Here is a 12,140-nt window from a genome sequence, read left to right as displayed (position 1 = left end):
ATAGGTTAATGGCTGAAGTTACAATAAAGAAGTTTGCAGAAACACTCAACCTTTCTGTTGATAAGCTCGTGGAACAGTTGGGCGCATCTGGCGTGAAAGGCAAGAGTGATAGCGACTCGATTACCGAAGAAGAAAAACGAACCCTACTGAGTTATCTGAAAAGTTTGCATGGTGAATCAACGGAAGAAGCACCAAATAAAGTGACTTTGCGTCGCAAACAGACGTTAAACATCTCTACGGGTAAGCGTACAGTGAACGTTGAAGTACGCAAAAAACGCACTTATGTTAAAAAGTCCGAAGTGGTTGCAGAAGAAGTTAAAGAAGAAGTGGTTGAGCCGGTCGTTGCTGCTGCGCCAGACGTGGTGTTGGAATCGCCTGTGGCTGAAATTGTGAATGTTGACAATGAAGTAGGTGTTGTTGCCGTGTCCGATGAGGTTACTGATGAAGCGGTTGACGAAAACGGTGAGAAGAAAGTGGATTCTGCGCCTTTAGCTGCCAAAGAAGATCACTCTAAAGCGACTAAGAAAAAGAAAGATAAAAAGCATCAAGAAAACCGTGAAAAACACGCGGTGGTTGATGGCGGTCGTGGCAAGAAAGCCGCAGTGGTTGAAAAGAAAAAAGAAGGCAAGCGCGTTAAGGTTGAAGATGAAGGACAGATGCGTATGCGTCGTGGTCAAAAACGTCATTCGCGCCATAAGCAAGATAATCAGCATGCTTTCCAAAAACCAACAGCACCCGTTATTAAAGAAGTAAAAGTGTCGGAAAGCATGACTTTGGCGGCTTTGGCTGATGCAATGTCTGTTAAGTCGGGTGAAATCATTAAATATATGATGATGGAACTTGGCACTATGGCGACCATCAATCAGGTGCTAGACCAAGAAACGGCGATGTTGATTGTTGGTGAGATGGGGCATAAAGCGGTCGCGTTCACAGAGACCACCATCGAAGACGAAGTCACAGGTCAAGAATACCACGGTGCTACGGTTAAACGTTCGCCGGTTGTCACCATCATGGGGCACGTTGACCATGGTAAAACCTCACTTTTGGATTACATCCGTAAAGCAAAAGTTGCGCACGGTGAAGCCGGTGGCATTACACAGCACATCGGTGCCTATCACGTTGATACCGATATGGGTGGTTTAACTTTTATTGACACGCCAGGACACGCGGCCTTTACGGCAATGCGTGCCCGTGGTGCTAAGGTAACCGACGTTGTTGTTATCGTTGTTGCTGCGGATGACGGTGTTATGCCGCAGACCAAAGAAGCGATTCAACACGCACGTGCTTCAGGGGTGGGAATTGTTGTTGCCATTAACAAAATGGATAAAGAAGCAGCCAACCCTGAGCGTGTTAAACAAGAGTTGGTAGCGGAAGAAGTGGTTCCTGAAGAGTGGGGCGGTGACGTTCAATTTGTTCCAGTATCGGCAAAAACCGGTATGGGTGTCGATAACCTTTTAGACGCTATTTCATTGCAAGCGGAAATCTTGGAATTGGAAGCGCCGACGCAAGGTCCTGCTAAGGGTGTGGTCATTGAATCCCGCCTTGATAAAGGTCGTGGCCCGGTTGCAACGGTTTTGGTACAGAGTGGAACTTTACGCAAAGGTGATATCGCGCTTTGTGGTATGGAATACGGTCGTGTTCGTGCGTTGATCAGTGATACTGGCGAAGTGATTGAAGAAGCGGGTCCATCGATTCCGGTCGAAATTCTTGGTATGTCAAGTGTTCCGGTGGCCGGTGATGAGATGATTACCGTTGAAACTGAGCGTAAAGCACGTGAAGCAGCGATGTATCGTCAAGCTAAGCACAAAGAATTGAAAATTGCGCGTCAGCAGAAATCGAAGCTGGACAATATGTTCAACAAGATGGCAGAAGGCGATATTCAAAACATTAACATCATCCTTAAAGCGGATGTTCAAGGTTCGATTGAAGCCATTTCTGATGCCTTGACAAAACTCTCTAACGAAGAAGTGAAAGTCAATGTTATCGCCACCGGTGTGGGTGGAATCACCGAAACCGATGCGAACTTGGCCTTGGCTTCTGAGGCCTTGATTGTTGGCTTTAACGTCCGAGCGGATGCGTCGGCAAAACGCATCATTGATAACGAAGGTATTAACTTGAAATACTACAGCGTTATCTATGAAATCGTTGACGAAGTGAAAAGCGCTGTTGAAGGTAAATTGGCACCAGATTTCCGCGAAGATATCGTTGGTGTGGCTGATGTTCGTGATGTCTTTAAGGCACCGAAAATCGGTGCTATTGCAGGCTGTATGATCATTGACGGTACGGTTAAACGTAATAACCCGATTCGTGTTTTGCGTGATAACGTGGTTATCTATGAAGGTCATCTTGAATCACTGCGTCGCTTTAAAGACGATGTTAACGAAGTTCGACAAGGAATGGAGTGCGGTATCGGGGTTAAAGATTACAACGACGTCCGCGTTGGCGATCAGATCGAGTGCTTTGAGCGCATCGAAGTCAAACGTACGCTTGACTAAGCTTATTGCTGTTTTACAGTAACGAAGGCCAGTGCCTCGTCTTAGGACGGGGCATTTGTCTTTCTAAACCAGAAATGATAGGAAAAAATTATGGCGAACTCACCGGTTAGTCGTCCCACTCGCGTTGCTTTGGAAATACGTAAAACCTTGGCGATGTTGTTAGTGCAAGAGGCGAAAGATCCGCGTTTTCAGCGGATGACTTTAACAGAATGCCAAATCTCGAAAGATTTGAGTGTTGCGAAAATCCACTTTTCAATGATTGGTCATAATTCTGGCGATCCAGAAGTGGCGGAAACCTTGCAAGCCTTAGAAAAAGCAACGGGATTTTTTCGTTCGGAAATCGGCAAGCGTTTGAATTTACGCATCGTTCCCCATTTACGTTTTTATTTTGATACTGTTCCGGAAAATGTTCAGTACATCGAAGATTTGATTAATAAAGCACTGAACAAAAAATAATGGCTCAACATCGTAATCCCCCGAAACAAGCGGTGCATGGTATTGTGCTGCTGAATAAAGCCGCAGGTGGTTCATCAAATGATGTTCTGCAAAAGGTGCGACGGATTTTTAATGCCCAAAAAGCCGGGCACACTGGCGCGTTGGATCCTTTTGCCACTGGGTTGCTACCCATCTGTTTAGGTGAAGCGACTAAGGTGTCTGGGCTTTTGTTGGATTCCGACAAGCGCTATACCGCAACCCTCAAGCTGGGCGAGCAGAGTGATACCGGCGACACCGAAGGCACGATTGTGCAAACGGCAGCGGTAGTGGAATTAAATGCCGACCTTATTCGTTCTTGTTTGGCTGGTTTTGTTGGGCAGATTGAGCAAATTCCACCGATGTATTCGGCGTTAAAGCATCAGGGGAAGCCGCTGTATTGGTATGCTCGTCAAGGAATTGAAATTGAGCGTCCAGCCAGACCCATCACCATTTATGCGCTGGAGCTGATTCGCTTTAGCGCTAACGAGGTGGTCTTTGATGTGCATTGTTCGAAAGGCACCTACGTGCGTACCTTGGGTGAAGATATTGCTAAGGCGCTAGGTACCCTTGGTCATTTGACCGCCTTGCATCGCACGCAAACCGGCAGCCTATCAGGCGATGCAATGTTGACATTAGAGCAGATTGAGCAGCAAAAAGAAGCGTGTTTACAGCCTTTGGACATTGCTCTGGCCCATTTGCCACGCCTTGATTTGGCGCAAGCCCAAGCGGCTCATGTCTTGCAGGGTGGAATGTTGCGTTTAGCCCAACCCGAAGGGGGGTTAGTGCGCTTCTATGACCATAATGGCGTGTTTATTGGTGTCGGTGAATGGCATGAGAAGAATCAGTTAATCAAGCCAAAACGTCTGTTTAATTTTTAAAAAGGAACGACTTGATGCAGCAAGCGACACGTTTTGAACAAGCCGATGGAATCCTTGATTTGCGCGATGCAACGGCTTATCAGCATTGTCATTTGGGTGGCGCAACGCATCTGCCTTTTTCCGATTTGTTTGAGAGTTTGAATCAATTGCCGCCGCCACCCGCGAGTTTGTTTTTGGTTGGAGATAAGCAGCAGATTGAGGGTGCATCGCTGTTTTTAGACACTAAAGACTATCAAATCATCGGTTCGATGGTATTGGATTCGGCGCAACAGTTAGCGGCGTGGCAGCGAATTTTGCCAACGCATTGGCAAAGTGGTCGTGAATCTCGTGCTCTCTGGCAACCAAGTGATGTTGTGCAATGTTTTGTTGCCGACTATTTGGCCGATTTGCAAGCATGTTTGGGTGTGCAACGCCCTTTGGTTTTGGATATCGGTTGTGGTGGTGGTCGTGATGCGGTTTATTTAGCAAAGCAAGGTTGTCACGTCAGTGCGATTGATAAAGAGGCGCGTGTTCTCAAACGCGCCAAGCAGTTAGCGCAAGCCAGCGGGGCTCAAGTTAAATTTATCGGCTGTGATCTTGCTGTGGCAGACTGTCTGCCTCAAGATGTCAAAGGGCGAGCGTTTGATGTGTTTGTTGGGGTACGTTACCTCAATCGTCCGCTGCTCTCTCAGCTTAAAAAACAGTTGGCGCCAGGTGGTTATATTCTTTGGCAGACCTTTATTGACCTTGGCGAGGAGCTTAGTTCGCCAAAAAATCCAAATTTTTTGCTGCAAGCGGGCGAGTTAGCGCAAGTTTTTTCGGGTTTTGAGGTGATTGTTGATAAAATAACGCGCATTAAAGATGGCCGCCCGTTAAATACTTTTATTGCGCGTAAACCATTGTCGGATCAAAGTAATGATAAATAAAAGGAATGCTTATGCTATCGATTAGCGCCGAACAGTTGTTTAAATTCTTTCAAGAACATTTGATTTGTGAATCTCTTAATCTGGCAGAGGTAGAGCGTTTAATGCCTTACTTGCAAGAACGCCAATACAATCGTGGTGATGTCATTTCCGATGTTGGTGAAATTGGGGAAGCACTGGGATTTATCTTAAAAGGTAAAGTTCAGTTTATTGGTCCGGATAGTGATGATGTTGCCGTGGGGACGCAAATCGAAGGTTCCTTAATTGGCGAGATGTCGTTTTTCGATCGTAACCCACGTAATTTGCGTATGCAAGCCAGTGCCAAGCATGGTGTTCAGTTTTTGATGTTGACCCGTTCGATGTACGATCGCCTAAAAGTTGAAGAGCCATATATTGCGGTAAACATTTTAGAAAATGCGATTGTTAGCTTAGATAATTTAGTGCGCCATATGGGCGAAGACATGACGGCGTTAGGCCACTATATGCACGGTTTTGGTCGTCAATAACCTTAAACATCGCTCTTATTGCAGGGGCGTGCATTAATCTGTTACGGACAGGTTGACTATTTAAGCAAAATCATTAAAATTCACAGCCTGTTTCTGTCATCGGTTGCGGAAATAGACTTTTATTGAAAACCGATCCTATTGGAGAAAAACCATGTTTGATGCTGAAGTAAAAGCAAAAATCGTTGCTGAATACGCGACCTGTGAAAACGATACTGGTTCACCAGAAGTTCAAGTTGCGCTTCTAACTCACCGTATTAAATACCTAACCGAGCACTTTAAAGAGCACAAGCAAGATAACCATTCTCGTACTGGTCTTTTGCGTTTGGTTAGCCGTCGTCGTAAACTGCTAGATTATCTTCACAAGAAAAACGGTGAAAGATATCTTGCGCTTATCAAGCGTTTAGGTCTACGTAAGTAAGACTTAAAGCCAGCGCTAGTCTGTTACGGCAGACAAAAAAACCCACCCAGCTTTGCTCGGTGGGTTTTTTTTTTGCCACTTTATTTTAAAAGGTTAAAAGCTCGTTGTAGTGATTTGCATGGATTCTGTACCTCTTGAATCATTGTGCTTTTCGATTTGTTTTATTGCGCGCTGTTTGGTTCACTAAATTCGCGATAAAAATGCCAAATAATTGCGGATTTGTTGTTCTCAAAACGCTTTAACGCAGTAGAATGTAGCCTTGATTTGAATCTGTAACCCTTGATTGGTCTTTTAAGCCTGAATCCCTAAGCCTTTGCTGCTGGCGAGCACTTAGGGATTCAGGTTTCAGATTCATATAATGCTAAAAGATGAAACCTTAGAAAGGATGATGCATGTCTAAAATTACCAGTGCTTTCCAGTACGGAAACCATCAAGTGACTCTCGAAACGGGTGAAATTGCCCGTCAAGCAGATGGCGCAGTTATTATCGGCATGGGGGATACCCGTGTATTGGTAACGGTTGTGGGTTCTAAAAATGCGAATGAAGGGCAAGATTTTTTCCCGTTAACCGTTAATTACCAAGAGAAAGCCTATGCGGCTGGTAAAATTCCGGGTGGTTTTCTAAAGCGTGAAGGGCGTCCTTCAGAAAAAGAGACCTTAACCTCGCGTTTGATTGACCGTCCAATCCGTCCGTTGTTCCCAAAAGGGTTTTATAACGAAGTACAAGTGATTGCAACGGTTATCGCATTGGATCCAAAAGTGGGTACAGAAGTTCCTGCCATGTTGGGAACCTCCGCCGCTTTAGCGATTTCTGGCTTGCCTTTTAATGGCCCGATTGGTGCGGCGATTGTTGGTTATGCTGACGGAGAATATTTGTTAAATCCAAGCCCAGAAACGCTTCGTAATTCTGATTTGGAACTGTCTGTCGCTGGGACTAAAGCCGCTGTATTAATGGTTGAGTCGGAAGCATCTGAACTGTCAGAAGATATTATGCTCGGTGCAGTGGTGTTCGGTCATCAGCAGATGCAAGTTGCGATTGATGCGATTGAAGCCTTTGCGGCGCAAGCGGCGAAGCCGGCTTGGAATTGGCAAGCGCCGGAAGAGAATATTGCCTTGAAAGAGGCGGTGTTTGGCCTGATTCAAGCAGATGTTGCAGATGCGTATCTAATCTCCGACAAGATGGATCGTTATGCGGCTTTAGACGCAGCGAAAGCAAAAGCTTTGGACGCTTTAATGGTTTCAGAAACCAACCCAGAAGGGTTCACGGCCAAAGAAATTGAAGGGATGTTTGGTAAGGTTCAAAAAAATGTCGTACGTGGGCGCATTATCGCTGGTGAGCCGCGTATTGATGGTCGTGATACTAAAACGGTTCGTCAAATTGATTGCCAAGTTGGTGTTTTACCGCAAGTACACGGTTCTGCACTGTTTACCCGTGGGGAAACTCAGGCGTTGGTAGTAACCACGCTTGGCACCGAAAAAGATGCGAAGATTGTCGATGAGCTAACCGGTTCTTACCATGACCGCTTTATGTTGCATTACAACTTCCCTCCTTATTCAGTAGGTGAGTGCGGTCGTACTGGAAGCCCTGGACGCCGTGAAATTGGTCACGGTATGTTGGCTCGTCGCGGGGTTGCTGCGATGCTGCCTACTGAAGCGGAATTTCCGTACACTATTCGCGTTGTTTCTGAAATCACTGAATCGAATGGTTCGAGCTCAATGGCATCCGTCTGCGGGACGTCGATGTCATTGATGCACGCTGGTGTGCCGATCGCTGCTCCGATTGCTGGTATCGCGATGGGGCTGATTAAAGAAGAATCTGGCTTTGCGGTATTATCCGATATCCTTGGGGATGAAGATCATCTTGGGGATATGGATTTTAAGGTTGCGGGGACTGAGCAAGGGATTACCGCTCTGCAAATGGACATTAAAATCAACGGGATTACCGAAGAAATTATGACCATGGCGCTGGAACAAGCAAAAGCAGGACGTTTGCACATTTTAGGTGAAATGGCTAAAGCAATTACTCATTCAAATCAAGAAGTTGCGAATACAGCACCGCGTTTCTTTGTTATGAAAGTGAAACCGGAAAAGGTTCGTGAAATCATCGGTAAAGGCGGTTCAATGATTCGCTCTATTACTGAAGCGAGCGGCTGTACGATTGAACTTGATGACGATGGCAATGTGAAAATCGCCGCGGTTGATGCAGATATGGCACAAATTGCAATTGACCGCATTAACGAAATTACGGCTGAGCCAGAAATTGGTCGTATTTATGATGCGGTGGTTAAAAAGATTGTTGATTTTGGTGCTTTCGTTGCCTATATGCCGGGTCGTGAAGGATTGGTTCATGTTTCACAAATTGCAGCAGAACGTGTTGATGATGTGAATGATTACTTAAAAGAAGGTCAAGAAATTCGTGTTAAGCTAACCGACATTGATAAGCAAGGTCGCGTTAAACTTTCAATGACCGCTGTTGAAGAATAATTCATTATTGTTTTCAGTTTTAAAAAGCCATTCATGTTGAGTGGCTTTTTTTTCATTAAAATCAACAGATTAGACTGTTATTAAAGGAATTTTATGAGTTCAAAAGTTCATCCTGCATTTGAATATCTTGGCGCAACCGAAATTGCCACTTTAAAAGTCAATGTTGAGCATTATCGCCATAAACTGACAGGCGCAGAGCATTACCATCTGGCTGCCGATGACCCACAAAATGTCTTTATGGTGGCGTTACGTACTGTGCCGATGGATTCGACTGGTGTAGCGCATATTTTGGAACACACAGTCTTGTGCGGTTCAGAAAAATATCCAGTACGCGATCCCTTTTTTATGATGATTCGCCGTTCTTTGAATACCTTTATGAACGCGTTTACATCCAGTGATTGGACGGCTTACCCGTTTGCCACAGAAAACCGTAAAGATTTTCAAAACCTGTTGCAAGTCTATCTGGATGCGGTGTTTTTTCCGAACTTAGACCCATTAGATTTTGCGCAAGAAGGGCACCGTTTTGAGTTTACTGAAATGGAAAATCCCGATTCTCAGTTGACCTATAAAGGGGTGGTGTTTAATGAAATGAAAGGGGCGATGAGTTCGCCGGTTTCAACGCTTTGGCAGACGCTAACCAGTGAACTTTATCCGACCAGCACCTATCATTACAACTCGGGGGGTGAGCCAGAAGCGATCCCTGATTTAACCTATCAGCAGTTAAAAGATTTCCACGCATTGCATTACCATCCGTCTAACTCAGTGTTTATGACTTATGGTGATATCAGTGCTTTTGACCACCAAAGTCAGTTTGAAGACTTGGCCTTGGCACGTTTTCCAGAGCAGGTTGCAAAGATTGGCGTCACCTTAGAAGAACGTTTTAGCGCACCCAAAAAAGTACTGCGTCATTACGCTTTGGACGACGATGAGAACACACAAAATACCTATATCAATGTGGCTTGGTTATTAGGTGAAAATAAAGATCCTCTGGAAGTGCTTAAAGGGCATTTGCTGTCTGCCGTATTGTTGGATAACTCTTCTTGCCCAATGCGACGCGTATTGGAAGACACCGATTTAGCCGAAGCACCATCACCGTTATGTGGGTTTGAAGAATCCAATAAAGAGATGGCGTTTGTTTTGGGTGTACAAGGCTCTGAAGCGGAGCATACCGATGCCATTGAGCAGTTGATTTTGGAGGAGTTGCAACGCATCGTTAATGAAGGTGTTGCACCGGAACTCTTACAAGCGATGTTGCATCAGTTGGAGTTAGGGCAGCGAGAAGTAGGTGGCGATTCTTATCCTTATGGTTTGCAGTTGATTCTGCAATCATTGGCTGGCGCGATGCATGACGGTGATCCGATTGCCTTGTTGGATGTCGATGCCGCACTTAAGGCGCTAGAGCAAGAGATTCAAGATCCGCAATTTATTCCGAAACTGGTTCAAACTTGGCTGTTGGATAATCCACACCGCATCACTTTGACGATGTGTCCTGATAGTAAGCTTTCAGCACAAAAAGAGCATGAAGAACTGGCGAAATTAGCGCAGATTGAAGCGCAATTAACCGATGAACAAAAGCAACAAATTATTGCTCAGTCTTTGGCATTAGCGGAGCGCCAAGCGCTGATGGATGACCCGAGTCTGTTGCCAGAAGTCACTAAAGAAGACATTCCCGTTGATATCAAAAATCCACAGGCCACTGAGCGCCAAGTTGGTTCGCTTGGCGTCAGTCAGTATGTTTGCGGCAGTAACGGTATTAGCTATCAGCAACTGTTGATGCAGATGCCGGCCCTAAGCGAAGAAGAGCAAGTGTTAATGCCGCTTTTTAGCAGTGCACTGACCGAAATCGGTTCTGCCGGCCGTGATTACTTGCAGACACAAGCGCTACAAGCGGCGGTAACTGGTGGCTTGAGTGCACGTACGGCACTGCGAGACCATCTAACGGATAGCCAAAAGTTACACAGCCACTATATTTTAAGTTCCAAGGCATTAAACCATAATGCCATGGCGATGAGTGAAGTGTTGCACGATACGTTGCACCGCCCTAATTTTGGTGAACATCAGCGTTTACGTGATCTGTTTGCTCAGATTCGTGCGGGTATAGATCAAGGCATTACCGGCAGTGGCCATTCTTACGCGATGATGGCGGCCTTGCAAAATTATTCACCGATTGCCAATTGGAAATTTGCCCGTAGCGGTTTTGCTGGCGTGCGTTCGATTAAAGCGTTGTATCAAGAGTTGCAAGATACACCGGAGAAGATCGCGCACATTGCGGATTCGTTAGAGACGATTGCACAAAAAATTGCGAGTGCGCCTCGCCAGGCTTTATTGGTTACCGATGAACAGGGTGTGGCAGATAACCTTGCTGCATTGGAGCGCAGTTGGGGACAGGCTCCAAGCGATCCGTTAGCGGAACGTTTCCAGTTGCACGCGGATGGCTCTGCGGTTAAGCAGGCTTGGATTACCAGCACTCAGGTGAATTTCTGTGCGATGGCTTATCCGGCTGTTCCGAGCGGGCACGTCGATGCGCCGAAATTGGCGGTATTAAGTGCTTGCTTACGTAATGGCTTTTTACATACTGCTGTGCGAGAGAAAGGGGGCGCTTATGGTGGCGGTGCAAGTTTTAATGCGGAAGCGTCTGGTTTTGTGTTCTATTCGTATCGCGATCCACGCTTGATGGAAACGTTTGACGACTTTGCTCGCGCCAAAGATTGGTTGATGTCTGCTGAAGCAACACAAGCAAAAGTGGATGAAGCGATTTTGAATGTGATTTCGTCGATTGACAAACCGGGGTCTCCGGCGGGTGAAATGAAAAAAGCCTTTTACCAGCAGCTTTATGGTCGTAGTTATGATGTGCGTATGGCGTATCGTCAAGGGGTTATTTCGACCACTATTGATGAATTGCGTTTATTGGCTGACAAATACTTCAAACCAGAACTTGCCTCTTATGCCGTCTTAACCCATAACGGCACAAAAGATATGTTAATTGAGCAAGGTTTTGACTGTAAGAATTTGTAATTTAAAGGTTCTTAGTGAAAAGCTTAGGTTTAGGGAGGCTTGTACGGTGTCTCCCTAAGGCCCAAAGCTTACGGTTAAAACAAGAGATTTTGTAGTTTACGGCGATACTGGTTTACCAGATCAGTTTCGCTGTGTTTACGGTTTTCAAACAGCTCTAATAAGGTTTTACGAGCCACGTCATCACCAAATTCACGGTGGTTGCTAAACAGGTGTAAGAGAGTTTGCATTGCTGCGGCACTCTCATTTTTCGCCAGTTGATGCATCGCTAATGCATAGAGCATTTCCGGATCATTAGGCTCGGTTGCGAGGCGCTCCAAAATGTCGGCCATCGGCGGTGCGGAGTTGGCAATTTCAATGTATTTAATGTTATCCATCAGTGCTTTAATTTCTGGTGAATGGCGAATATCTTCCGGTAGGCGTTGCGCTAAGGTTTTGGCGTTATCGATTTCACCTTGTGCAATATAGACTTTCACAATGTCTAAATGAATCTTGAAGTTGTTTGGGTTGACTTGTGAGGCAGCGACTAATTGTTGCAAGGCGCTTTCGTAGTCACCGAGTTGTAGATCAACCAGTGCCTTCTGGCGCAGGTTTTCTGATTCGTCTGCAGGCATATATTTTTCGAGCAACTCGACAAACTTGCCTGAGGGGTGTACTCCCTCAATCGACTCGACAATTTTCCCTTTGTAGCAAATTTTAAAGGTCGGCAGGCTTTGCACATGAAAGTGCTCGGCCAGTTGGCACTGTTCTTCCGTATTAATTTTAGCCAGAATAAAGCGCCCTTTGAGTGCTTGGGCTAATTGTTCGAGCATTGGCATTATCTGCTGGCATGGGTTACACCACGGTGCCCAGAAGTCGACCAGTACTGGTAATTTTTCCGAGTTGTCAATGACGCTTTGATGAAAGTTTTCTAAAGTGACGGTTAGCGCATCGCTCATAAAAACAGATCCTTTTGTTGTCTCGCGTAATTGT

9 protein-coding genes are annotated in these 12,140 nt (G+C 45.6%); 8 read left to right on the top strand and 1 reads right to left on the bottom strand.

All coding sequences use genetic code 11. The features are described 5' to 3' along the window. The first annotated feature begins 8 nt into the window (after window positions 1–8). The 8 genes from infB to HRR27_RS07110 all read left to right on the top strand — a co-directional run bounded on the left by infB (window position 9) and on the right by HRR27_RS07110 (window position 11,171). Entirely contained in the window at window positions 9–2,495 is a 2,487-nt protein-coding gene (gene infB, locus HRR27_RS07145; RefSeq protein WP_173272278.1) for a translation initiation factor IF-2, read from the top strand. Between the two features lie 90 nt (window positions 2,496–2,585). Further along, window positions 2,586–2,951 carry a 30S ribosome-binding factor RbfA gene (gene rbfA, locus HRR27_RS07140; protein WP_173272276.1) on the top strand — a complete coding sequence of 122 codons (366 nt, stop codon included), beginning with the start codon at window positions 2,586–2,588 and terminating at the stop codon, window positions 2,949–2,951. Then, window positions 2,951–3,847 carry a tRNA pseudouridine(55) synthase TruB gene (truB, locus tag HRR27_RS07135; RefSeq protein WP_173272274.1) on the top strand — a complete coding sequence of 299 codons (897 nt, stop codon included), beginning with the start codon at window positions 2,951–2,953 and terminating at the stop codon, window positions 3,845–3,847. Before rbfA ends, truB begins: the two co-directional genes overlap by 1 nt. Window positions 3,848–3,861: 14 nt before the next feature. Further along, a complete protein-coding gene (locus HRR27_RS07130; RefSeq protein ID WP_173272272.1) occupies window positions 3,862–4,752 on the top strand; it encodes a methyltransferase domain-containing protein in 891 nt (296 codons plus the stop codon). Between the two features lie 11 nt (window positions 4,753–4,763). Further along, complete coding sequence (locus tag HRR27_RS07125; RefSeq protein ID WP_173272270.1) at window positions 4,764–5,255, top strand: Crp/Fnr family transcriptional regulator; 492 nt, start codon at window positions 4,764–4,766, stop codon at window positions 5,253–5,255. Window positions 5,256–5,406: 151 nt separating this feature from the next. After that, window positions 5,407–5,673, top strand: a complete 267-nt coding sequence (gene rpsO / locus HRR27_RS07120) for a 30S ribosomal protein S15 (protein WP_173272267.1) — start codon at window positions 5,407–5,409, stop codon at window positions 5,671–5,673. A gap of 392 nt (window positions 5,674–6,065) precedes the next feature. Continuing rightward, the gene (gene pnp, locus HRR27_RS07115; RefSeq protein ID WP_173272265.1) at window positions 6,066–8,156 is read left to right on the top strand and encodes a polyribonucleotide nucleotidyltransferase; all 2,091 of its coding nucleotides are present in this window, start codon (window positions 6,066–6,068) and stop codon (window positions 8,154–8,156) included. Window positions 8,157–8,249: 93 nt separating this feature from the next. After that, the gene (locus tag HRR27_RS07110) at window positions 8,250–11,171 is read left to right on the top strand and encodes an insulinase family protein (protein WP_173272263.1); all 2,922 of its coding nucleotides are present in this window, start codon (window positions 8,250–8,252) and stop codon (window positions 11,169–11,171) included. A gap of 74 nt (window positions 11,172–11,245) precedes the next feature. Here the strand turns inward: HRR27_RS07110 and HRR27_RS07105 are convergent, their stop codons facing one another. After that, on the bottom strand, window positions 11,246–12,106 hold the full coding sequence (locus HRR27_RS07105) for a tetratricopeptide repeat protein (RefSeq protein ID WP_173272261.1): 861 nt from the start codon (window positions 12,104–12,106) through the stop codon (window positions 11,246–11,248). Window positions 12,107–12,140: the final 34 nt, after the last annotated feature.

The organism is Thiosulfatimonas sediminis, from assembly GCF_011398355.1.
Taxonomy (GTDB): Bacteria; Pseudomonadota; Gammaproteobacteria; order Thiomicrospirales; family Thiomicrospiraceae; genus Thiomicrorhabdus; species Thiomicrorhabdus sediminis_A.
The sequence above is the reverse complement of the archived record's forward strand: the minus strand, read 5'-3'. Positions and strand labels throughout refer to the sequence as shown.